Origin of the sequence: Stenotrophomonas rhizophila, assembly GCF_000661955.1 — a bacterium.
GTDB lineage: Bacteria > Pseudomonadota > Gammaproteobacteria > Xanthomonadales > Xanthomonadaceae > Stenotrophomonas > Stenotrophomonas rhizophila.
The window spans coordinates 336,825-361,357 of record NZ_CP007597.1 but is presented as its reverse complement, the minus strand read 5'-3'; the positions used below and the strand labels follow the sequence as shown (position 1 = coordinate 361,357).

The window sequence follows — 24,533 nt, the reverse complement described above, 5'->3', positions numbered from 1 at the left end:
ACGAACAGGACGGTCGAACCTGAATGTAGGGCATCGGCGCACTTGCTGCTGTAACTTTCTGCCCCCGCAGGCGTTCATTCATGGAACCCGGCCGGTCACATCCGGTCTGATCGCCCGTCCCATCCGTCATGCATGAAAGCTCCCGGGCGACGGGTATGCTTTGCACCAGCCATTTGGGCCCTGCCCTCCGCCAGCCTCAGGAGTTAGTTGAATGTCGCGTTTCTGGAAGATCGTGCTGCTGGTGGTCGCAGTGCTGGTGGTGGGGTTCATCGGGGTGCGCATGCTCGGCGGTGGCAAGCCCAAGGGCGACGCGGCGGCTGCGGGCGCCGGCCAGGAGGGGCAGGAGCGCAACGCCGGTCCCGTGCCGGTCACCGTGGTCGAGGCAGCCCGCCAGGACGTGCCGGTATATGCCAGCGCGCTGGGCACCGTGGCGGCGATGAACACCGTCACCGTCAGCCCGCAGGTGGGCGGCCAGCTCATCAGCATCAACTTCAAGGAAGGCCAGGAAGTGCAGAAGGGCGACCTGCTCGCGCAGATCGACCCGCGCACCCTGCAGGCCAGCTTCGATGAAGCCGCCGCGGCCAAGCGCCAGAACCAGGCGCAGCTGGCCACCGCACGCTCCAACTACCAGCGCTCCAATTCGCCGGAGTACCGCCAGTACGTGGCCAAGACCGACCTGGACACCCAGCGCAACCAGGTGGCCCAGTTTGAAAGCGCGGTCGCCGCCAACGACGCCAGCATGCGCGCCGCCCAGGTGCAGCTGCAGTACACCAAGGTCACCGCCCCGATCTCCGGCATTGCCGGCATCCGCGCGGTGGACGCCGGCAACATCGTCAGCGCCGGCACCGCGCTGGTCACCCTGACCCAGATCCACCCCATCCACGTGGTCTTCAACCTGCCCGAGCGCCAGCTGCCCGACGTGCGCCAGGCCCAGAAGGCCGGCCCGGTCACCATCGCCGCGCTCGACCGCAACGATTCCCACGTGCTCACCGACGGCGGCACCCTGGACGTGGTGGACAACCAGATCAGCAGCGACAGCGGCACCTTCCGCGCCCGTGCGCTGTTCAACAACAGCGACAACAGCCTGTGGCCGGGCCAGTTCGTGAACGTGCGCATGCAGCTGCGCACGATCGGCGGCGGCGTGGTCATTCCGACCCAGGCAGTGATGCGCGGCCCGGACGGCGAGTACGTCTACATCGTCAAGCCCGACAGCACCGTGGCCATGCAGACGGTCAAGAGCGGCGTGGAAGTGGGCGACAGCAACGTGCAGATCACCGAGGGCCTCAAGGGCGGCGAGCGCGTGGTCAGCGAAGGCCAGTTCCGGCTCAAGCCGGGCAGCAAGGTCACCGCGCTCAAGCCGGGTGAAACCCCGGCGCCGCCGACCGACGCCGAGCTCAAGGCCGCCGCCCAGCAGGACAAGGGCGGTGGTGGCCGCCGCGGTGGCGGTCCGCGCTGAGCGCGCCTGCCTGACGTTCCCGACGCCGGCCGGCTGGCCGGCGTCTGCCCGCTTCAACGCCGCATGACGTAACAGCAAGGATCCGCCCGTGGGCTTTTCGACGATCTTCATCCGCCGCCCGATCGCCACCTCGCTGTTGATGGCGGGCCTGCTGCTGCTCGGCATCCTCGGCTACCGCCAGCTGCCGGTGTCGGCGCTGCCGGAGATCGACGCGCCCAGTCTGGTGGTGACCACCCAGTACCCGGGTGCCAACGCCACCACCATGGCCTCGCTGGTGACCACCCCGCTGGAACGCCAGTTCGGGCAGATCTCCGGGCTGGAGATCATGACCTCCGATTCGTCGGCCGGCCTGTCCACGATCATCCTGCAGTTCTCGATGGACCGCGATATCGATATCGCCGCCCAGGACGTGCAGGCCGCGATCCGCCAGGCCACCCTGCCCTCCTCGCTGCCCTACCAGCCGGTCTACAACCGGGTGAACCCGGCCGACGCGGCCATCGTCACCCTCAAGCTCACCTCCGACACGCGCCCGCTGCGCGAGGTCAACAACTACGCCGACTCGATCCTGGCCCAGCGCCTGTCGCAGGTGCAGGGCGTGGGCCTGGTGTCCATCGCCGGCAACGTGCGCCCGGCCGTGCGCATCCAGGTCAACCCGGCGCAGCTGTCCAACATGGGCCTGACCCTGGAAGAACTGCGCAGCGCGCTGACCCAGGCCAACGTCAACGCGCCCAAGGGCTCGCTCAACGGCAAGACCCAGTCCTATTCGATCGGCACCAACGACCAGCTGACCAGCGCCGCCGAGTACCGCGACACCATCATCAGCTACAAGAACGGCCGCCCGGTGCGGCTGTCGGACGTGGCCAACGTGGTCGATGGCGTGGAGAACGACCAGCTGGCCGCGTGGGCCGATGGCAAGCCGGCGGTGCTGCTGGAAGTGCGCCGCCAGCCCGGCGCCAACATCGTGCAGACCGTCGAGCGCATCCGCGCGCTGATCCCGCAGCTGCAGAACGTGCTGCCGGCCGACGTGCACCTGGAGATCTTCTCCGACCGTACCGAGACCATCCGCGCTTCGGTGCATGAAGTGCAGTTCACCCTGATCCTCACCATCTGCCTGGTGGTGGCGGTGATCTTCGTGTTCCTGCGCCGGCTGTGGGCCACCATCATTCCCTCGGTGGCGGTGCCGCTGTCGCTGGCCGGCACCTTCGGGGTGATGGCCTTTGCCGGGATGTCGCTGGACAACCTGTCGCTGATGGCGCTGGTGGTGGCCACCGGCTTCGTGGTCGACGATGCGATCGTGATGATCGAAAACATCGTGCGCTACATCGAGCAGGGCAAGAGCGGCCCGGAAGCGGCCGAGATCGGTGCGCGCCAGATCGGCTTCACCGTGCTGTCGCTGACCATCTCGCTGGTGGCGGTGTTCCTGCCGCTGCTGCTGATGCCCGGCGTGACCGGCCGCCTGTTCCACGAGTTCGCCTGGGTGCTGAGCATCGCGGTGACGTTGTCGATGCTGATCTCGCTGACGCTCACCCCGATGATGTGCGCCTACCTGCTCAAGCCCGACGCGCTGCCCGAAGGCGAAGACGCCCACGAGCGCGCCGCGGCGGCCGGCAAGGAAAACCTGTGGACGCGCACCGTGGGCGCCTACGAGCGCAGCCTGGACTGGGTGCTGGACCACCAGCGCATGACCCTGGCGGTGGCCGCTGGTGCGTTGGTGCTCACCGTGGTGCTGTACGTGGTGATCCCCAAGGGCCTGCTGCCCGAGCAGGACACCGGCCTGATCACCGGCGTGGTCCAGGCCGACCAGAACATCGCCTTCCCGCAGATGGAACTGCGCACCAAGGCGGTTGCCGAAGCGCTGCGCAAGGACCCGGCCGTCACCGGCGTATCGGCCTTCATCGGCGCCGGCAGCATGAACCCCACCCTCAACCAGGGCCAGCTGTCGATCGTGCTCAAGGAGCGCGGCGACCGCGACGGGCTGGATGAGATCCTGCCGCGGCTGCAGCAGGCCGTGGCCGGCATTCCCGGCGTGGCGCTGTACCTCAAGCCGGTGCAGGACGTCACCCTGGACACCCGCGTGGCCGCCACCGAGTACCAGTACTCGCTGTCGGACGTGGACAGCGCGCAGGTCGCGCTGCAGGCCACCCGCCTGACCGAAGCGCTGCGCCAGCGCCCGGAACTGGCCGACGTCGACAACAACCTGTCCAACCAGGGGCGCGCACTGGAGCTGACCATCGACCGCGACAAGGCCAGCGTGCTGGGCGTGCCGATGCAGACCATCGACGACACCCTGTACGACGCGTTCGGCCAGCGCCAGATCTCGACCATCTTCACCGAACTCAACCAGTACCGCGTGGTGCTGGAAGTGGCACCGGAGTTCCGCACCAGCACCGCGCTGATGAACCAGCTGGCGGTGGCCTCCAACGGCGCCGGCGCACTGACCGGCAGCAACGCCACCAACTTCGGCCAGGTCACCTCGTCCAACTCGTCCACCGCCACCGGCATCGGTGCGCAGAACACCGGCATTCCGGTGGGCGCGGGCAACATCATCCCGCTGGCGGCGCTGGCCGAGGGCAAGATCACCAGCACCCCGCTGGTGGTGAGCCACCAGCAGCAGCTGCCGGCGGTGACGGTGTCGTTCAACATCGCCCCGGGCTATTCGCTGTCCGATGCGGTCAAGGCCATTGAAGAAACCAAGGACGGCCTGGACATGCCCTCGCAGGTGCATGCGCAGTTCATCGGCAAGGCCGCCGAATTCACCGGCAGCCAGACCGACGTGGTGTGGCTGCTGCTGGCCTCGCTGGTGCTGATCTACATCGTGCTGGGCGTGCTGTATGAAAGTTACATCCACCCCTTCACCATCATCTCGACGCTGCCCCCGGCCGGCGTGGGTGCGCTGCTGGCGCTGATGGTGTGCGGACTGCCGCTGTCGGTGGACGGCATCGTCGGCATCGTGCTGCTGATCGGCATCGTCAAGAAGAACGGCATCATGATGGTGGACTTCGCCATCGAAGCGCGCCGCGCCGGTGCCAACGCGCACGACGCGATCCGCCGCGCCTGCCTGCTGCGCTTCCGCCCGATCATGATGACCACCGCCGCGGCCATGCTCGGCGCACTGCCGCTGGCGCTGGGCACCGGCATCGGCTCGGAGCTGCGCCGCCCGCTGGGTATCGCCATCGTCGGCGGCCTGCTGCTGTCGCAGCTGGTCACCCTGTACACCACGCCGGTGATCTACCTGTACATGGAACGCTTCTCCGAGTGGATGCGCGAGCGCCGCGAGCAGCGCGCGCTGCGCCACGCCAGCGCCCAGGACCGCGCATGAACACGCCGTACCTGCGCGCCCCGGGGGCAGCGGCATGAATATTTCCGGGCCCTTCATCCGCCGCCCGATCGGCACCGCGCTGCTGGCCATCGGCCTGTTCGTGGTTGGCCTGTTCTGCTACCTGAAACTGGGCGTGTCGGCGCTGCCGAACATCCAGATTCCGGTGATCTTCGTGCACGCCAGTCAGTCCGGCGCGGACGCCACCACCATGGCCTCCACGGTCACCGCGCCGCTGGAACGCCACCTGGGCCAGCTGCCCGGCGTGGACCAGATGCGTTCGTCCAGCTCCGAAGGCAGCTCGCTGGTCTTCATGATCTTCCAGAGCGGGGTCGACATCGATTCGGCCGCGCTGGACGTGCAGACCGCGATCAATTCGGCCCAGGCCGACCTGCCGTCCGGGCTCGGTTCGCCGATGTTCCAGAAGGCCAACCCGAACGACGACCCGGTGATCGCCATCGCGCTCACCTCGCAGACGCAGTCGGCCGACGAGCTGTACAACGTGGCCGACTCGCTGCTGGCCCAGCGCATCCGCCAGATCAGCGGCGTGTCCTCGGTGGATATCGCCGGTGCGTCCACGCCGGCGGTGCGGGTGGATGTGAACCTGCGCCTGCTCAACGCGCTCAACCTCACCCCCGATGACCTGCGCAACGCGGTGCGCGCGGCCAACGTGACTTCGCCCACCGGCTTCCTCACCGACGGCAACACCACCACCGCGATCATCGCCAACGACTCGGTGGCGCGCGCGGCCGACTTCGCCAACCTGGTCATCAAGACCCAGGACGACGGCCGGGTGATCCGCCTCAAGGACGTGGCCAACGTCTACGACGGCCAGCAGGACGCCTACCAGGCCGCGTGGTTCGACCACAAACCGGCGGTGGTGATGTATGTGTTCACCCGCGCCGGCGCCAACATCGTGGAGACCGTGGACCGGGTCAAGGCGCAGATCCCGATGCTGCGCGACTACCTGCAGCCGGGCACGGTGATGACCCCGTACTTCGACCGCACCCCGACCATCCGCTCGTCGCTGCACGAAGTGCAGATCACCCTGCTGATCAGCCTGGCCATGGTGATCCTGACCATGGCGCTGTTCCTGCGCCGGCTGGCACCGACCCTGATCGCGGCGGTCACCGTGCCGTTGTCGCTGGCCGGTGCGGCGCTGGTGATGTACGTGTTCGGCTTCACCCTGAACAACCTGAGCCTGCTCGCGCTGGTGATCGCGATCGGGTTCGTGGTCGACGATGCGATCGTGGTGATCGAGAACGTCATGCGCCATCTCGACGAAGGCATGCCCCGCATGCAGGCCGCGCTGACCGGCGCGCGCGAGATCGGCTTCACCATCGTCTCGATCACCGCCTCGCTGGTGGCCGTGTTCATCCCGCTGCTGTTCGCCAGCGGCATGGTCGGTGCGTTCTTCCGCGAGTTCACCATCACCCTGGTGGCGGCGATCGTGGTGTCGATGATCGTCTCGCTCACGCTCACCCCGGCGCTGTGCAGCCGCTTCCTGAGCGCGCACACCGAACCGGAAAAGCCCTCGCGGATCGGCCGCTTCCTGGATGCCACGCACGACCGCATGCTGCGCGTGTACACGGTCTGCCTGGACTTCTCGCTGCGCCACGCCCTGCTGCTGTCGCTTACCCCGATCCTGCTGATCGTGGCCACGGTGATGCTGGGCGGGGCGGTCAAGAAGGGCTCGTTCCCGGCCCAGGACACCGGCCTGATCTGGGGCCGCGCCAACTCCAGCGCCACGGTGTCCTTCGAGGACATGGTCAACCGCCAGCGCCGCATCACCGACATGCTGATGGCCGACCCGGCGGTGAAGACCGTGGGCGTGCGCCTGGGCAGTGGTCGCCAGGGCTCCAGCGCGCAGTTCAACGTGCAGCTGAAGACCCGCAAGGAAGGCCGCAAGGAAACCACCGCGCTGGCCCTGGCACGGCTGAGCGCCAAGGCCGACCGCTACCCGGACCTGCAGCTGCGCCTGCGCGCGATCCAGGATCTGCCCAGCGATGGCGGCGGCGGCAACAGCCAGGGCGCGCAGTACCGGGTCTCGCTGCAGGGCAACGACCTGGCCCAGCTGCAGGAATGGCTGCCCAAGGTGCAGGCCGCGCTGAAGAAGAACCCGAAGCTGCGTGACGTGGGCACCGACGTGGACACCGCTGGACTGCGCCAGAACGTGGTGATCGACCGTGCCAAGGCCGCACGCCTGGGCGTGTCGGTGGGTGCGATCGACGGCGCGCTGTACGGCGCGTTCGGCCAACGCCAGATCTCCACCATCTACTCGGACATCAACCAGTACAGCGTGGTGGTCAACGCACTGCCCGAACAGACCGCCACCCCGCGTGCGCTGGATGAGATCTACGTGCGTGCCGGCAACGGCGAGATGATCCCGCTGACCGCCGTGGCGCATCAGGTGCCCGGGCTGGCACCGCCGCAGATCACCCACGAAAACCAGTACACCACGATGGACCTGAGCTACAACCTGGCGCCGGGCGTGAGCACCGGCGAAGGCGAGGCGATCATCAAGTCCACCGTGGACGGCCTGCGCCTGCCCGGTGACATCCGCATCAGCGATGGCGGCGGCTTCAACGTGCAGCTCAACCCGAACTCGATGCTGATCCTGGTACTGGCCGCCATCATCACCGTGTACCTGGTGCTGGGCATGCTGTACGAAAGCCTGGTGCACCCGGTGACGATCCTGTCCACGCTGCCGGCCGCGGGCGTAGGCGCGCTGCTGGCGTTGTTCGTGACCAACACCGAACTGTCGGTGATCTCGATGATCGCGCTGGTGCTGTTGATCGGCATCGTCAAGAAGAACGCGATCATGATGATCGACTTCGCGGTGGTGGCCCAGCGCGAGCACGGCAAGAGCCCCCGCGATGCGGTGCGCGAGGCCAGCATCGTGCGCTTCCGCCCGATCATGATGACCACCATGGTGGCGATCCTGGCCGCGGTGCCACTGGCCATCGGCCTGGGCGAAGGCTCCGAACTGCGCCGCCCGCTGGGCATCGCGATGATCGGCGGCCTGCTGTTCTCGCAGAGCCTGACCCTGCTGAGCACGCCGGCGCTGTACGTGATCTTCTCGTGCCTGCGCGAACGCTGGGTCAACCGACGCGCCCGCCGCCGCGAGCGGCGTGCAGTGAAGCGCAGCGCCATCGCCCGGTAGGTACCGACCGTTGGTCGGTACGCCCGGTCGGTCCGCCTCGGTTTGACGCCAAGCAACAAAACGCGAACAATTCGCATCCAGCCACGGTCCTGCATCGCCTTCGCGATGCCCCCGCTGCCGGTTCCCGGCCAGCCTGCGCGATCCAGCCATCGACCCTCCCCCGCCCTCTGTAGATCGCGGACGGCGTTGTGCTGTCCGCCAAGGAACCCATCGATGCTGTCGTCCCCCCTGCCCCGCCTGGCCACGTTGGCCGTTGCGCTGTCGCTGGCCTGCGCCGCCCATGCCCAGTCCACTCCGGACGGCGCCGTGCGCGCGCGCTCGGCCACCGATCTGGATGCGGTCAAGGTCATCGCCGAACGCACCCACACCGACACCGGCGCGCTCGGCGACCGCGCCGTGCGCGACACCCCGTTCGCGATCGCCGTGGTCGGCCGGGAAGAGATCGAAAAGCGCCAGGTGGTCTCGCTCGGTGATGCCTTCCTGACCGACCCCTCGGTGGTCACCCAGGTCAGCGCGTATGCCAGCGGCTGGAGTTCGCCGATCCGCAACCGCGGCATCGACCTCAGCTACGACAGCTACCGCGTCAACGGCCTGCAGGTGTCCTCGTGGGGCACCGAATGGCCGCTGGAAGTGATGGAACAGGTGGAACTGCTCAAGGGCCCCGGTGGCTTCATGTACGGCTTCGGCCAGCCCGGCGGCATCGTCAACTACGTCACCAAGAAGCCCACCGACACCCCCACCTTCGCCGCCCAGCTCGGCTGGCGCGAGGCGGGTATCGTGAGCGGCCAGGTCGACGTGGGCGGGCGCTTCGGCAATGAAGACATGTTCGGCTACCACTTCAACGCGTACCAGGAGAAGGGCGAAACCTTCAACGGTGGCGAGGTCAACCGCAAGGTTGGCGCCCTGTCACTGGATGCGCGCCTGAGCGACAGCCTCACCTGGACCTTCGATGGCGTGTTCCAGTCGCGCGAGCTCAGCAACGAATCGCCGCAGTACTACTTCATCGGTCTGACCGAGCTGCCGCGCCCAATGGCCGGCGACATCGACAACAGCATCGACGGCAGCTACTACGACACCCGTTCCAGCCTGCTCTCCACCGCGTTGAACTGGCAGATCAACAGCGACTGGAAGGCCAGCCTCAGCTATGGCGTGACCACCTCGTGGAACGACGTCAACAAGGTGTTCGCCTACATCGACAACGTCAACGGCGATTACAACGTCAACACCTACGAACTGGGCGGCAAGAGCGAGTGGAAGCTGGCCCAGGCCATCGTGCAGGGCCGCTTCGACACCGGCCCGCTGTCGCACCAGGTGGTGGCCGGCGTCTCGCACCAGACCGGCCTGGGCTGGGACCGCCCGAACGAATGGAACACCATCGGCCGCGGCAACATCTACCAGCGCCCGGTGCTGCGCCACGATGCCGTAGGTTCGCGCGTGCTCAGCCGCGGCAGCGAAACCGTGCAGCAGGCCGTGTTCGTCAGCGACACGGTCAGCTTCGCCGATGGCTGGTCGCTGCTGGCCGGCGCGCGCTACAACGATTTCGAGAACAAGGGCGCCTACCACACCTACCCGGTCACCCCCACCTACGCCCTGATGTACAAGCCGGCCGATGCCGTCACCCTGTACGCCAGCTACGTGGAATCGCTGGAAGCAGGCAGCCGCGTCGGCAGCGACTACATCAACGCCGGCACCGTGCTCGACCCGACCATCAGCACGCAGTACGAGATCGGCGCCAAGATCGAGTACCCGCGCTGGAACGCCAACGCCGCCGCCTTCCGCCTGGAGCGCGGTGCCAACATCGACCGGCTCACCCCTGTCGGCAAGCTGCTGGTACAGGACGGCATCACCCTGTACGAAGGCGTCGAAATCAGCGGCAACGTCCGCCTGACCGACGCGCTCACCGTCGGCGGTGGCGTCACCTGGCTCGATCCCACCTACGACAAACTGTCCCCCGACAGCGTGGCCCAGCAGGGCAACCGCACCGCCGGCGCGGCCCGCTGGCAGGGCGTGCTGCACGCCGACTACAGCATCCCGCAGGTGGACGGCCTGAGCGTGTATGCGCTGGCCCGCTACTACGGCGATGTGTATTACGACGCCGACAACACCCTCAAACTGCCCGACTACACCCTGGTCAACGCCGGCCTCGGCTACCGCATGCAGCTCGACGGCCACCCGGTCACCTGGCGCGCCGGCGTGGAGAACCTGGCCAACAAAAAATACTGGTCCAATGCCGGCGTCGGCCTGCCGCGCACCTTCGCAGTGAGCGTGCGCTTCGACATGTAACTCGATCGGCCGGTAGCTCCCCACACCCGGTAGTGCCGGCCGCTGGCCGGCTCCTCGCACACCCTCCGCACCCGGGTAGTGCCGGCCGCTGGCCGGCTCCTCGCACACCCTCCACACCCGGGTAGTGCCGGCCGCTGGCCGGCTCCTCGCACACCATCGACACCCGGTAACGCCGGCCGCTGGCCGGCTCCTCGCACCTCCGTCCGGGCGCACGGGGAGCCGGCCAGCGGCCGGCACTACCGGGCGCATCGTCCCCGCCCTGCGCAGCACGTTGACGTTGGATCGCCTTCAGGCTGTCCCCTTCACCCCACACCCGCAATAATGGGCTGCCCCGCACCCCGAGCCCGCATGTCCGCCCGAGAATCCCGCCTGAGCCGCCTGTGGGCGCATGAAAAGGCCAGCTACGGCCTGCGGGTACTCATCGCGCTGTCGGTGGCCATGGGCCTGTGCTGGCACCTGGACCAGCTGCCCGCGCTGCCCGGCGTGTTCCTCGGCATCATTGCCAGCGCCATCGCCGAAACCGACGACAACTGGTGGGGCCGGACCAAATCGGTCGCCCTCTCCCTGCTCTGCTTCGTCATCGCCGCCGCCGCGGTGGTCGAACTGTTCGCCTGGCCCTGGCTGTTCATCGCCGCACTGGCCGTGTCCACCTTCGGCCTCACCCTGCTCGGCGCGCTCGGCGAACGCTACGCGTCCATCGCCCAGGCCACCGTCACCCTGGCCATCTACACCATGATCGGCCTGGAACAGCACGGCGCCAGCGACCGCGCCCAGGCCATCAGCGCGGTCAGCCACCTGCTCGCCGGCGCGCTCTGGTACGGCCTGCTCTCGATCCTGTGGACCGCCCTGTTTGCCAACCGGCCCGTGCGCGAGCGCATCGCCCGTCTGTACCTCGAGCTGGGCCGCTACCTGCAGCTCAAGGCCGACCTGTTCGAACCCATCCGCGACGCCGACGTGCAGAAGCGCCAGCTGGCCCTGGCCGAACAGAATCGCCGCGTGGTGGAGGCGCTGAACATCGCCAAGGTCGCCATCCTCGCCCGCTTCGGTCGCTCCGGCCGGCCCGGCGTGCAGTCCGGCCTGTACCTGCGCCTGTACTACATGGCCCAGGACTTCCACGAACGCGCCAGCTCCTCGCACTATCCCTACGGCGCGCTCACCGAGGCGTTCTTCCACAGCGACGTGCTGTACCGCTGCCAGCGCCTGCTCGCGCTGCAGGGCGAGGCCTGTGCCAACCTGGGCCTGGCCATCCGCCTGCGCCGCCCGTTCCAGTACGGGGAGCGCACCAAGCAGGCCACCGCCGACCTCACCGATTCGCTCACCTGGCTGCGTGCCCAGCACAACCCGCAGTGGCAGCGCCTGCTGTCCTCGCTGGAGCTGCTCGGCCACAACCTGCAGAGCATCGAGCGGCGCCTGTCCGAGGCCGAAAAGTCCGACGCCACGTTGGACAACGTCGACACCCGCCTGCGCGACACCAATCCGCATACCCTGCGCGAAATGTTCGTGCGCATCCGCCAGCAGCTCACCCCCGGCTCGGTGCTGTTCCGCCACGGCCTGCGCATGGCGCTGGCCCTGATCGTCGGCTTTGCGGTGATCCGCCTGGTCAACGCCCAGAACGGCTCGTGGGTGCTGCTCACCATCGTGTTCGTGTGCCGCCCGCATTTCGGCGCCACCCGGCAACGGCTGGCCCAGCGTATCGCCGGCACCCTGATCGGGCTGGTGCTGACCTGGGCGCTGATGCAGCTGTTCCAGGACCTGCGCATCGAACTGCTGATCGCCCTGCTCTCGGCGCTGCTGTTCTTCTTCACCCGCAGCGACCGCTACCTGGTGGCGTCGGCGGCCATCACGGTGATGGCGCTGACCTGCTTCAACCTGATCGGCGACGGCTTCCTGCTGATCTGGCCCCGCCTGGTCGACACCCTGCTGGGCTGCGCGATCGCCGCGGCCGCGGCCTTCCTGATCCTGCCCGACTGGCAGGGCCGCCGCTTGAACCTGGTCATGGCCCGCGTGCTGGCCAACTGCGCGCGCTACCTGGATGCGGTGCTGGGCCAGTACGGCAGCGGCATGCAGGACGACCTGGCCTACCGCATCGCCCGCCGCGACATGCACAACGCCGACGCCGCACTGTCCACCGCGCTGTCGAACATGCTGCGCGAGCCGGGCCACGTGCGCCGCAACCTGGATGCCGGGTTCCGCTTCCTGGCGCTCTCCAACACCCTGCTGGGGCATCTGTCGGCGCTCGGTGCGCATCGCGCGCAGCTGGACAGCTACGCGCAGGACGCCCAGGCACTGGCCGGCGGCGAGCGGGTGGAACACGCCATGCAGCAGATCGCCGCGGCGCTGGAGCAACGCCAACCGGTGGAGGAGGCCGATAACGACGGCGACCGCGCCCTGGCCGAGCAGCTGGAACAGATCACCGACGACATGCCGCCCAAACTGCAGCTGATCCGCACCCAGATGGGCCTGATGCTGCGCCTGCTGCCCAAACTGCGCGGCGCCGCCAACGAGGCCGCGCGCACCTTGCGGTAAGGGGGCTCCGGGGCAGCGGGGCAGAGCCCCGCTCTACGACGGCTCCTCCAACGCCATACGACCGTCCCCGTAGCGCCGGGCTCTGCCCGGCAGCCGTAGATCGGCGCAACGCCGGGGGCCGCCCCGGCTGCATGCTAGGCTGCGCCGGTTCGCAAGGAGTTTCCATGTCCGGCCACAGCCAGTTTGCCCTGCTCAAGCAGCGTCGCTTCCTGCCGTTCTTCGTCGTCCAGTCGCTGGGTGCGTTCAACGACAACGTGTACCGGCAGGCCATCATCGGCCTGCTGTTCTACCTCGGCGTCAGCCAGGAAGAGCAGTCGCTGTACACCACGCTGGCGCCGGCCATCTTCATCCTGCCCTACTTCCTGTTCTCGGCACTGGCCGGGCAGATCGCCGAAAAACTGGAAAAATCGCGGCTGATCGTGATCACCACCACCATGGAGATCGCGATCATGTCGCTGGCCGCGGTGGGCTTCCTCACCCAGAGCATGCCGGTGCTGCTGGTGGCCCTGTTCTGCACCGGCCTGCAGTCCACCCTGTTCGGCCCGGTGAAGTATTCGGTGCTGCCCTCGGTGCTGCGCCCGGAAGAACTCACCGGCGGCAACGGGCTGGTCGAGATGGGCACCTCGATGTCGATCCTGACCGGCATGATCAGCGGCGGCATCATCTTCACCCTGGCCGGCAGCTTCGGCCCGGTGGTGGCGGCCACCGCGGTGATCGCGCTGGCCATCTTCGGCAACATCACCGCGCGCATGATCCCCAAAGTGGATGCGGGCGCGCCGGACCTGAAGATCAACTGGAACCCGATCCCCGAATCGCTGGCCGTGCTGCGCCTGGCCAAGAAGCAGAAGGCGGTGCGCAACGCCATCCTGGGCGTGTCCTGGTTCTGGTTCGTGGGCACCATGCTCACCTCGCAGCTGCCCACCTACGCGGTGGTCAACCTGGGCGGCGAGCCCACCCTGTACATCTTCGCGCTGGCGCTGTTCTCGGTCGGCACCGGCGTAGGCTCGCTGCTCTGCGAAAAACTGTCCGGGCGCACGGTGGAAATCGGCCTGGTGCCGCTGGGCGCGTTCGGCATGACCGCCTTCATGCTGGACCTGTACTTCGCCCGGGCCGGCACGGCCACCGCGGCCGGCCTGAGCGTGGGTGCCTTCGTTGCCCAGCCCGGCAGCATCCGCATCATCATCGACCTGATCGGCATCGGCCTGTTCACCGGCTTCTTCGTGGTGCCCCTGTTCGCACTGATCCAGAGCCGCACGCCGAAGTCGGAGATGTCGCGCGTGTTCGCCGCGCTCAACATCCAGAACTCGGGCTTCATCGTGGGTGCGGCGATGATCGCGCTGGCCACGCAGAAGTTCCTGCACTGGACCATCCCGCAGCTGTTCCTGGCGCTGGCCATCGCCAATGCCGTGGTGTCGATCTACATCTTCACCATCGTCCCCGAATTCCTGATGCGCTTCCTCAGCTGGGTGATGGTGCGCGGCCTGTACCGGCTGCGCCTGCACGGGATCGAAGCCAATGTGCCCGACGAAGGCGCTGCGCTGATCGTGTGCAACCACGTCAGCTACATGGACGCGTTGATCCTGTCGGCGACGATTCCGCGCCCGGTGCGCTTTGTCATGTACTACAAGATCTTCAACATCCCGGTGATGCGCTGGATCTTCCGCACCGCCAAGGCAATCCCCATTGCCGGCGCGCGCGAGGACCCCGCGCTGATGCAGGCCGCCTTCGATGAAGTGGACAAAGCCCTGGCCGACGGCGAGCTGGTCTGCATCTTCCCCGAAGGCGCGCTCACCCGCGATGGCGAGATGGGCGCGTTCAAGTCCGGCGTGGAGAAGATCCTCGAGCGCCGCCCGGTGCCGGTGGTGCCGATGGCACTGCGCGGCATGTGGGCCAGCATGTGGAGCCGGCGCGACACCCGGCTGGGCCGCATGCGCGTGCCACGCCGGTTCCGCGCGCATGTCGAGGTGGCCGCCGCGCCGGCGCTTGCCGGCCAGGGTGCCAGTGCCGACATCCTGGAGCAGCAGGTACGGCAGCTACGCGGAGAAAATGGCTGAGGCCTAGTGCCGTCTGGATGTAAACGCATACATCCGGGCGTCCATCGGGTAAATTAGCGCCGGGGGACGTCCGATCCGCGCAGGCCAGCGCGGCGGCGGCCGAATATCATGCGTACCGTTTGTTGCACCGATCGATGACGTTGCCACTGTGTGTGCGTGCGTTGTACCCCGTTCCACGCCCGTCAAATCCACCCAAGAAAATGGAGCTTTTCAGATGAACACCACTGCCGCACAAATCCCGAACCACCTGGTCTGGGCCATCCTGGCCACCCTGTTCTGCTGCCTGCCGGGCGGTATCGTGTCGATCGTCTACGCTGCCCAGGTCAACGGCAAGATTGCCGCAGGTGACCTTGCCGGCGCGCGTGACTCGTCGGACAAGGCGAAGAAGTGGGCCATGTGGTCGGCCATTGCCGGCGTCATCGTCGCCGTGCTGTACGTCGTGCTGGTGATGGCGATGGGCGGCCTGGGCGCGCTGAGCAACAGCGGCTACTGATCAGCACCGGGACGGCCTGGCCGGGGAACCTGCATGGGTTCACCGGCCGGGCCGTTTGCGCGTCATGGCCCTGCCCTCCCGAACCACGCTTGCCCGCTGGGCGCCCACGGCACTGGTTGCCGGCCTGGGCGCAGGCGCCATCGTGGTGTTGCGCAACGTCAGCCCCTATGGCGCCAACAGCCCGCTGCCGGGTTGCCCGCTGTACGCACTGACCGGCCTGTACTGCCCCGGCTGCGGCAGCACGCGCTGCCTTTACTCGCTGGTCCATTTCGATTGGCAGGGCGCCATCGCGATGAATCCGCTGCTGGTGATTTCGCTGCCCTTCCTGCTGCTCATGCTGCTGCACGGTGCCGGGGTGCGCCCGCGCGTACTTGAACCCCTGATGCGCGTGCTGGCCAGCCCGATGTTCTGGCTGGTGTTGCTGGTGGGGTATGCGGTGCTTCGCAACCTGCCATGGATGCCATTCGCCTGGCTTGCGCCGGGTTAGCGTGGCAGGTGCCGGGTAGAACCCGGCATTACGGGATACGGATGCCGGGTGGAACCCGGCACTACCGGGTCAGGTTACCCAGCCGGCAATGACCAGCAGGGCCAGCGCGGCCATCCACAGCAACAGCATCCGCCACACCAGGCTCATCGCATCGCGCAGCTCCGGCAGGCGACGCCACACCGGCACCATCCCGGCATCGCTGTAGTCGTGTGCTTCTTCGCGCAGTTCGGCGCTCACGCTGGCCCGCGCCACCGCGCCCAAAAACACCGTCGAGGTCGCCCACTGGTTGCCGTGCGCCTGTCGCCAGGCTTTGTAGGCCGTGTCGAAGTTGCCCACCAGGGCCATCGACAGCGACATCAGCTGGGCCACCGGCCATTCCAGCCAGCCCAGCACCACCCGTGCACCGACCACGGCGTCGAGCGGGGCCAGCGAACGCATCGGCCCAACCGCCAGCAAGGCCAGCAGCCGGTACGCCACGGCGCCCACCGGGCCCAGCAGCAGGAACCAGAACAGCACCGCGAACCAGCGCCGCAGGCCGTTGAGCACCGTGGCCTCGACCAGCGACGATACGTCCTCGTGCAGGCTGCCCCCGGCCGATTGCAGCTGGGCGATCGCCGCGTGCCGGGTGTTTGCGTCATCGGCGTCGATCACCGCTTCCACGTCACGGTCCAGGTCGCGCGGGCCCCAGCAGATCACCAGCGTGGCCACGCCCAGCAGCAGTGACGGCAGGCCGAACACGCGGCCGTGCAACGCCCACTGCAGCAACAGCACCCCCAGCACCCACGGCAGCACCGCCAGCACCCAGCCCTGGCGGCTGCGCCAGAACCCGTTTTCGGCCGCATGCGCATCCAGCCATTGCAGCCAGCGCCGGTAGAACCCGAAACCGCGAAGGGCCACGGCCGCAGCCGGTGCGACATGGCCCAGGGCCAGGGCGACCAGCACGGCAACCAGGGTGGTGAACATGTATGCCTCCGGCGCGGATCGTGGCCGCTACTATGCCTTGCGACCCGGCAATTCCCCGGGCCGAGGGTAATGTACGCCGCTGCGTGTTCAGCCAGCGGCAACGCAGGCCGTGGCTCAGCCCACCTGCTGGCGGTACCAGTGCTCGATCAGGCTGCGCGAAATCGAAATCGGCGGCGACAGGCGGATGCCCTCGCCGTCGTCTTCGACATCCCGGGCCAGCGCCGCGCCCACTTCCTCGGCCGTGAACCAGCGTGCATCTTCCAGCTCGCCGTCCACCGTAGGCACGTCGTCTTCGGCCGTGGCCGCAAAGCCCAGCATCAACGCGCCCGGGAACGGCCAGGGCTGGGTGCCCAGGTACTGGCAGTGGCGAACGCGCACCTTGCTCTCTTCGAACACTTCACGCACCACGGTCTGCTCCAGCGACTCGCCCGGCTCGACGAACCCGGCCAGCACCGAATAGCGGCGCGGTGCCCAGTTGGCCTGCCGCCCGAGCAGCAGCCGCCCGTTGTTTTCCACCGCCACGATCACCGCCGGGTCCACCCGCGGGTAGTGCTCGGTACCGCATTGCGCGCAGCGCCCGACAAAGCCGCCGCGCGCGAAGGTGATGCCGCCGCCGCACACCCCGCAGAAGCGCGTGCGCGATTGCCAGTACGACATCCCGCGCGCATAGCAGAACGCGCTGGCATCGGCGGCCGACCACGTGGTGGCCGACTCGCGCAGATCCGCCCGCTGCGGGGCGGTGACATCCACGGTCGCTGCTTCCAGCGAGAACCAGGCGCGCTCACCACGCAGCCCAAGGAAGATCGCCGTTCCCGGCCCGCCCCCGACCTGCGCGCCGGTCAGCGCAAGCGGCTGGCCATCGTCGCCGGCCAGCGCGCGACCGTCGGTGTCGAGCACCAGCACGTGCGCATCGGGCCACAGCCGCGCCAGCGCGTCGGCGTCCTGGCGCAGTGGATCGGCACGTTCAAGGGGATCGGTGGTGAAAGCAAAGCCGGACAGCGGCGTAGAAAATGTCGACATGCGGCAAGCCTGCCCACATTCGATCACAGTGGCAAGCGCCAGCCGACCGGTGTGGTCGGCAGCGCCACGCAGATCACATACTGAAACTGCTGCCGCAGCCGCAGGTGGTTTTGGCGTTCGGATTGCGGATCACGAACTGCGCGCCGGTCAGGCTTTCGGTGTAGTCCACCTCGGCGCCCATCAGGTACTGCAGGCTCAGCGGATCCACCAGCAGGGTGACACCGTTGGTGTCCACCGCCAGATCATCCTCGGCGCGGTTCTCATCGAACTCGAAGCCGTACTGGAAGCCGGAGCAGCCGCCGCCCTGGATGTACACGCGCAAGGCAAGGCTGGTACTGGCCTCGTCCTGGATCAGTTCCTTCACTTTGGCCGCAGCGGCTTCGGTGAAGTTGAGGGGACGGTCCAGCGATTGGTAGTTCGGCGCGGCGACAGGTGCGCCGGGCAGGGAAACAAGCGTGCTCATGTCCCCAGCATGGGGGCGCATGGGCACGCTTTCAAGCTGTCAGCCGTTCAGGCCATGGCCTCGGCCAGCTTCTTGCGGGCTGCGCCGTCCTTGCCCTTGCCGGCGGTGTCGTCGGCCGGCGGCGGCAATGCGGCCATCTGCGCGCTGCCGTGGATCAGGCGACCGGTCAGCTGCGCGCCGGCGTTCATCTCCACCACCTGGTAGTGGATGTTGCCGGAGACCCGCGCGGTCGGGGTCAGCTCCACCTTTTCGGTGGCGTGCACGTCGCCGTCCAGGCGGCCACTGATGACCACCACCTGGGCGCGGATCTCGCCCTCGATGCTGCCCTGCTCGGCCAGGGTGATGGTGGCATTGGCTGCCCCCTCCGCGGCGATGACCTTGCCCAGGATGGTGCCTTCCACATACAGGCCCCCACTGAACTCCACGTCGCCGCGGATCACCACCTGTGCGCCGATCAGCGCGTCCACGACCAGATGTCCGTCGCGGTTGGATTTGTTGCTGCCAAACATGGGCTTACTCCCCTTCTTTCGCCGATGGTGCTGCCGGTGCGCCGGCCTGCTTCCAATCAAAAACCTGGGTGGCGCCCCCCGCGCCCGATCCCAGCGTGACCCGCACACGTTGCGGGGTGAAGTCTTTCGGCAGGATGATGCTGCCGGTGAGCTGCTGGAAATACCGGAAGGAATAGTCCTGGCCCGGCACCTTGGTGCGCTGGTGCAGCTCGTCCCAGCTGACCGAGGTCAGCTTGCCGCCTTTGACGCCTTCCACGGTAAACCGCATCTGGCCCTGGCTGATCGCACCGCGATTGAGGTTCTGGGTCAGCACCACCGCGTACTGCCAGGTGCCGCCGGTTTCCGGGCTGAATTCGACCGAATGGGTGTTCAGGCCCTTGCGCTGGCTGGTCGCCCCCACCAGACGCTCGTAGAAGGCCACGTCCGCGCGCAGACCGGCGATTTCCTCGTCGCGCTCGCCCAGCGAGGTCTGCACTTCATTGTTGGCGGCCCGGCTGATGCGGTCCGACGCCTGCAGCGTGGCCTGGCGCTGCTGCAGCTCGACCACCTGCTTGTTCAGGCTTTCCGCGCGCGCCTGCGCCGCGTCCAGCTGCTTGCCGGCATCCCCGCCGGGGCCGGCGGTCCAGCGCCCGATCAGGACGGCCAGGATGACGCTGACCAGCCACACCCCGGCCAGAATGGCCAGACGGCGGCGATCCTGCACGGGCGGCGTGCCGGGCCGGCGGATCTGGATACGCGATGGAGTCGGAGAGTTCATGGCGGTTGTCCGCGGCAGCGCGCTTGGCGATACCGGCACGGCCCCTGTCGGAACGAGCGACTGGCTAGTGTAAATCAGGGTCGGGCGATTTCACGCGCCAGCGGGCGTGGCCGGCGGTGGCGTTCATTGACGTCATCCCCGATAGTGTGGGCCTGTGCACACTTTGCAGGCGGAGCGCGCGTCATGACCGAAGCCCATCTGTTCGTCGTCGGCATCCTGCTGGCCTGGCTGGCGGGCATCCGCGTCTACCTGACCGTGTTCGGCGTGGGCCTGGCCGGGCTGCTGGGCTGGGTGGACCTGCCGCCGGCCCTGCAGGCCACCGAATCGTACTGGGTGCTGGGTACCTCGGCGGTGCTGGCGGTGGCCGAGTTCTTCGCCGACAAGATTCCCGGGGTGGATTCGGTCTGGGACCTGGTCCAGACCCTGGCCCGGGTGCCGGCCGGTGCCTTCCTGGCCGCCGCCACCCTGTCACCCGGCGGCGAACTCAGCGGCACCGCGCTGGTCGCCGGGGCCGGGGTGGCGCTGGCCAGCCACGGGCTCAAGTCCGGTACCCGCGCCCTGCTCAACACCTCACCGGAACCGGCCAGCAACTGGGTGGCCTCGGCTGCCGAAGACACCGTGGTGGTGGGCGGGCTGGCATTGGCGCTGGCCCACCCGTGGCTGGCGCTGATCCTGGTGGTTGGCTGCAGCCTGATCGGCGCGCTGGTGGTGTGGTGGGTGTGGCGCACATTGTGGAAGGGCATGCGCTGGTTGCTCGGGCAAGCCGCCGAGCGACCCGGGGCGCTGCCGAATCGCGACGTGCTGCCACCGTAGGCACAGCCAGGCACGGCATAATTGCGTCGCAGACTGGGAGTATTGATGGCCGTCACCGACAACGTTGTTGCATCCGCCCGCGCCACACGCGCTGAGACCCCGCCCGCCGACCATTGGCAACGGTGGGTCGGCAGCGCCGCGCCGGTCGCTGCCGCGCCGAGCAACGTGGTACCGCTTACCGCAGCCATCGCAGCGGCCCCACCGCCGCTACCGCAGGCACCGCAGGCACGCGAAGACGACCCCGCGCCGCTGGGCCTGGATGCGCCCTACCGGGTGCTGATTGTCGAAGACGACCGCTCCCAGGCCCTGTTCGCGCAGAGCGTGCTGCACGGCGCCGGGATGGAGGCCATCGTGCACAGCGACGCCGAAGGCGTGCAGCAGGCCATCGCGGACAACCGCCCCGACCTGATCCTGATGGACCTGCACCTGCCCGGCCTGGACGGCATGCGCCTGACCGCGCTGATCCGCCAGCAACCCGGCCAGCAGCTGCTGCCCATCGTATTCCTCAGTGGTGATCCGGACCCGGAGCGCCAGTTCGAAGTGCTCGACAGTGGCGCCGACGATTTCCTGAGCAAGCCGATCCGTCCGCGCCATCTCATTGCCGCGGTCTCCAACCGGATCCGCCGTGCGCGTGCGCAGGCCGCCACCCAGCCCGGCGCCAATGGCGCGCCGGCCATGAACAACCCCGAGACCGGCCTGCCCACCCGTCACCATGTGATGCAGCAGCTGGCCGCCTCGCTGGCCCACCGCGACCATGGCGGCCTGTTCTTCATCGAAGTGGCCAGTGCCTTGGGCCTGCGCGAACGCTATGGCTACGCCGCGTTCGAGCGCCTGATGGTGCAGGCCGCGCAGCGCCTGGCTGACAGCGCGCAGCCGCACCTGTTGGCACGCTTGAACGACAACAGCTTCCTGGTGCTGGCCCGCGGCATCGACGAGGAAAGCCTGGACGGCGTGGCCCAGCACCTGCGTGAGCAGTTGTCCGGGCGCGCCTTCGTGATCCGCGACGACGAGTCGGTGCACCTGCGCGGCGTGGTCGGGCATGCGCAGCTCTCGCTGGGCTTCAGCGACGCCGGTACCGCACTGGAAGCGGTGGAACGCACCACCCTGCAGGCGCGCCTGCTCAGCGCCGGTGTGGCCGCGCACGTGCGCCGCGAAGATGTCGCCGCGCAGGAACACCTGGCCCTGCTCGAAGGCCAGCTGGAACTGGCCTACCAGCCGATCGTGGCCGTCGCCGGCGGTAATACCGCCCAGTACCAGGTGCTGCTGCGGCTGCGCCAGGCCGATGGCACCGTGCTCGCCGCCGGCCAGGTGATTCCGGCTGCCGAAGCCGCCGGGCGGATCGCCGACCTGGACCAGCAGGTGCTTGACCACACGCTGGGCCTGCTCGATCTGTACCGCCATGCCACCCAGCCGCTGAGCCTGTTCGTGTCGCAGTCGCTGCGCACGCTGGCCCGCGACGCCTTCGCCGACTGGCTGCTGGAATCGCTGGCGCGCCGCCAGATCGCCGGCGAGGCGCTGGTCATCGACGTCCGCCTGCCGGACGCGCTGATCCATACCGTCACCCTGCAGCAGTTCTGCTCGCGCATGGCCGCGGCCGGCGTGCGGTTCTGCCTGAGCCAGTTCGAACCGGGCGGCGAAGCCAACGCCCTGCTCACCCAGTTGCCCCTGACCTACGTACGCATGGCCGCGCGTTTCTCCAGCAGCCACGCCAACCAGCGCACCCGCGACGAACTGCGTGCGGCCATCGACAACGCACACCGCGCCGGCCTGCAGATCATCGGTCAACAGATTGAAGATCCACAGGCGGCCGCCGCGATGTGGATGGGCGGGGTCGACTTCATCCAGGGCAACATGGTGCAGTCGGCGGGCAGTGAACTGAACTTCGACTTCCACAACGCGGTGTTGTGATGACGACCACCCAAGGACGGGTACCCCGCGCACTCTGGCTGACTGCCATGGCCGCCGCGGTTGCAGGCACCGCCGCACTGATGGCCGCCATCGGCAGCCGCGGCCCGTGGTCGCTGATTGCCGCCGCGGCGGCCGTGGTGACGGTGATTGCCAGCCTGAGCTGCGTGCAGCACTGGCGCGACACCCAGCAACGGTTGCAGCAGCTGCAACGCCGCGGCGACGCGCTGGCGGCCGAGCGCGATCAGCTGCAGCACGCGGTGCAGCAGCAGGACGTGCTGGAACAGGAACTGCTGCAGGCCAAGCAGGCCGCCGAAGCTGCCGCGCTGGCCAAGGGCGAGTTCCTGGCCACCATGAGCCACGAGATCCGCACGCCGCTCAATGGCATCCTGCCGATGCTGGACCTGATCGCGGGCGGCCAGCTGGGCGCCGACCAGCGGCAGATGCTGCAGACCGCCACCGTCAGCTCGCAGCAGCTGCTGCGCATCGTCGATGACATCCTCGATTACTCCCGTCTGGAGGCCAAGGGCCTGGACCTGGAGATCACCACGTTCAACCTGCGCGAGCTGCTCGAAGGGCAGGTCCAGCTGATGCAGCGCAGCGCCGATCCCAAGGCGTTGAAGCTGTCGCTGGAACTGGACCCGGCGGTGCGCCTGTCGGTGCGCGGCGACCCGGTGCGCCTGCGCCAGGTGCTGGGCAACCTGCTGGTCAATGCCATCAAGTTCACCGAACGCGGCCAGGTCCGCGTGCGCGTGCAGCGGCTGGGTGAAACCAGCGCCCAGCACCAGTTGCGCTTCGAAGTGATCGACACCGGCATCGGTATCGACACCGCCCTGCAGTCGCGGCTGTTCCAGTCCTTCAGCCAGGCCGATGCCTCCACCACCCGCATTTACGGCGGCACCGGGCTGGGGCTGGCCATCTGCAAGCGCATCATCGACCTGATGCATGGCCGCATCGGGGTCAGCTCCACGCCGGGCCATGGCGCCACGTTCTGGTTCGAGATTCCGCTGCTGAAGGTCATCGGCGACCTGCCCGCCCTGGGCACCACCACCACCCGCGCGCTGCTGGTCAGTACCGACGCGCTGCTGGCCCAGCGCCTGGACCGCGTGCTTCAGCACTACGACATGCGCCTGCACGTGGTGGAAAGCGCCTCGGCCGCGCTGGACATCCTGCGTGCACCGCAGCGCCCCGGCATCGAGCCGGTGCTGAGCTGGGTCCTTGCCGATACCGAGGCCCTGCGCCACGGCGCCACCGCCCTGCACCGGGCCGTGCTGCGCGACGGTCGCGACCCCTTGCCCAGGCTGGTGTGGCTGCAGGGTGCCGAGCCCCTCGCGTCGGTGCTGCTGGAAGACGCGTTGCAGCTGCCGCGCGACGCCGCCGACAGCGACCTGCACGCCCTGCTCCGCCCCGCCATCGCCCCCGCCCGCCCGGCACCGCTGCTGGCCGAGGTGGTGGCCGATACCGACAGCGCTCCGTCCCCCCAGCTGGGGTTGCGCGTGCTGCTGGTGGAAGACAACAGCGTCAACCTGGCCGTTGCCCAGCGCCTGCTGCAGGTACTGGGCTGCAGCGTGGTGACCGCCACCGATGGGCAACAGGCGCTACAGCACCTGCACAGCCAGCGCGTGGACCTGGTGCTGATGGATTGCCAGATGCCGGTGCTGGATGGCTACCAGGCCACCCGCCGCTGGCGCGCGCACGAAGCCGACACCGGCGCGGCGCGCCAGCCGATCGTGGCGATGACCGCCAATGCCATGGCCGGCGACCGCGAGCGCTGCCTGCAGGCCGGCATGGACGACTACCTGTCCAAGCCGGTCAACCGCGCCTCGCTGCTGGCGTGCCTGCAACGCTGGCAAGGCAACGCGGCCCCGTCGCAGTGGCCCGCGCCGCCTGCCGAGGTGCGCGCGCCGGACATGTCGTTCGCCGCACTGCCGCCGTCAGTGATGCCCGACAGCGATGACAGCCCGCTGCCCGTGCTGGACAGCAGCGTGCTCGATGAACTGGTAGAGGTGATCGGCGCGCAGACCGCGCAGATCATCGGCGTGTTCCTGGACGACACCCCGGCGCTGATCACCCAGTTGCAGGATGCCTCGGTGGCCGCCGACCTGGATCAGCTGCGCGCGCTGGCGCACAGCCTGAAGTCGGCCAGCGCCAATGTGGGCGCGCTGGCACTGTCGGCCGCCTCGCGCCGGATCGAACACGACGCGCGCGCCGGCACCCTGGAACGCCCCGCCGTGGCGGTGGCGCTGCTCATCGCCGAGTTCGCGCGCGCGCGGATCGCGCTGGCCGGGTATCAGAACGGCCTGCGCGTACCGCTGCAGGGCTGAC

The 24,533-nt window shown here is 68.3% G+C and carries 16 protein-coding genes; 11 read left to right on the top strand and 5 right to left on the bottom strand.

What is annotated here, in order from left to right; genetic code table 11:
• Positions 1 to 211 precede the first annotated feature (211 nt).
• The 8 genes from DX03_RS01530 to DX03_RS01495 all read left to right on the top strand — a co-directional run bounded on the left by DX03_RS01530 (position 212) and on the right by DX03_RS01495 (position 15,778).
• The gene (locus tag DX03_RS01530) at positions 212 to 1,456 is read left to right on the top strand and encodes an efflux RND transporter periplasmic adaptor subunit (protein WP_038685813.1); all 1,245 of its coding nucleotides are present in this window, start codon (positions 212 to 214) and stop codon (positions 1,454 to 1,456) included.
• An 88-nt stretch (positions 1,457 to 1,544) separates the two neighbouring features.
• A complete protein-coding gene (locus DX03_RS01525; RefSeq protein ID WP_038685812.1) occupies positions 1,545 to 4,775 on the top strand; it encodes an efflux RND transporter permease subunit in 3,231 nt (1,076 codons plus the stop codon).
• A 34-nt stretch (positions 4,776 to 4,809) separates the two neighbouring features.
• Entirely contained in the window at positions 4,810 to 7,935 is a 3,126-nt protein-coding gene (locus DX03_RS01520; RefSeq protein ID WP_038685811.1) for an efflux RND transporter permease subunit, read from the top strand.
• Positions 7,936 to 8,148: 213 nt separating this feature from the next.
• A complete protein-coding gene (locus tag DX03_RS01515; protein ID WP_038685810.1) occupies positions 8,149 to 10,218 on the top strand; it encodes a TonB-dependent siderophore receptor in 2,070 nt (689 codons plus the stop codon).
• Between the two features lie 348 nt (positions 10,219 to 10,566).
• Entirely contained in the window at positions 10,567 to 12,744 is a 2,178-nt protein-coding gene (gene yccS / locus DX03_RS01510) for a YccS family putative transporter (RefSeq protein ID WP_038685809.1), read from the top strand.
• Between the two features lie 164 nt (positions 12,745 to 12,908).
• On the top strand, positions 12,909 to 14,798 hold the full coding sequence (locus DX03_RS01505; protein WP_038685808.1) for an MFS transporter: 1,890 nt from the start codon (positions 12,909 to 12,911) through the stop codon (positions 14,796 to 14,798).
• 214 nt (positions 14,799 to 15,012) lie between these two features.
• Positions 15,013 to 15,291, top strand: a complete 279-nt coding sequence (locus DX03_RS01500; RefSeq protein WP_038685807.1) for a CD225/dispanin family protein — start codon at positions 15,013 to 15,015, stop codon at positions 15,289 to 15,291.
• A gap of 64 nt (positions 15,292 to 15,355) precedes the next feature.
• Entirely contained in the window at positions 15,356 to 15,778 is a 423-nt protein-coding gene (locus tag DX03_RS01495; RefSeq protein ID WP_038685806.1) for a DUF2752 domain-containing protein, read from the top strand.
• A gap of 69 nt (positions 15,779 to 15,847) precedes the next feature.
• Here the strand turns inward: DX03_RS01495 and ampE are convergent, their stop codons facing one another.
• The 5 genes from ampE to DX03_RS01470 form a co-directional block, all read right to left on the bottom strand.
• Positions 15,848 to 16,741, bottom strand: a complete 894-nt coding sequence (gene ampE / locus DX03_RS01490) for a regulatory signaling modulator protein AmpE (protein ID WP_038685805.1) — start codon at positions 16,739 to 16,741, stop codon at positions 15,848 to 15,850.
• 114 nt (positions 16,742 to 16,855) lie between these two features.
• On the bottom strand, positions 16,856 to 17,761 hold the full coding sequence (nudC, locus tag DX03_RS01485; protein WP_038685804.1) for an NAD(+) diphosphatase: 906 nt from the start codon (positions 17,759 to 17,761) through the stop codon (positions 16,856 to 16,858).
• Positions 17,762 to 17,834: 73 nt separating this feature from the next.
• The gene (gene erpA, locus DX03_RS01480; protein WP_038685803.1) at positions 17,835 to 18,224 is read right to left on the bottom strand and encodes an iron-sulfur cluster insertion protein ErpA; all 390 of its coding nucleotides are present in this window, start codon (positions 18,222 to 18,224) and stop codon (positions 17,835 to 17,837) included.
• Positions 18,225 to 18,271: 47 nt separating this feature from the next.
• Entirely contained in the window at positions 18,272 to 18,733 is a 462-nt protein-coding gene (locus DX03_RS01475) for a bactofilin family protein (protein WP_038685802.1), read from the bottom strand.
• 4 nt (positions 18,734 to 18,737) lie between these two features.
• Positions 18,738 to 19,490, bottom strand: a complete 753-nt coding sequence (locus DX03_RS01470) for a DUF6776 family protein (protein ID WP_038685801.1) — start codon at positions 19,488 to 19,490, stop codon at positions 18,738 to 18,740.
• 183 nt (positions 19,491 to 19,673) lie between these two features.
• Here DX03_RS01470 and DX03_RS01465 point away from each other — a divergent pair, with 183 nt between their 5' ends.
• Genes DX03_RS01465 through DX03_RS01455 form a run of 3 tightly spaced genes read left to right on the top strand, consistent with a single transcriptional unit; the run spans position 19,674 to position 24,532 of the window.
• Positions 19,674 to 20,303: a DUF4126 domain-containing protein gene (locus tag DX03_RS01465; RefSeq protein ID WP_038685800.1), complete on the top strand. Its 630-nt coding sequence runs from the start codon at positions 19,674 to 19,676 to the stop codon at positions 20,301 to 20,303.
• A 21-nt stretch (positions 20,304 to 20,324) separates the two neighbouring features.
• Positions 20,325 to 22,211, top strand: a complete 1,887-nt coding sequence (locus DX03_RS01460) for an EAL domain-containing protein (RefSeq protein ID WP_425598290.1) — start codon at positions 20,325 to 20,327, stop codon at positions 22,209 to 22,211.
• 47 nt (positions 22,212 to 22,258) lie between these two features.
• Positions 22,259 to 24,532: a hybrid sensor histidine kinase/response regulator gene (locus DX03_RS01455; protein ID WP_244880162.1), complete on the top strand. Its 2,274-nt coding sequence runs from the start codon at positions 22,259 to 22,261 to the stop codon at positions 24,530 to 24,532.
• Position 24,533 lies beyond the last annotated feature (1 nt).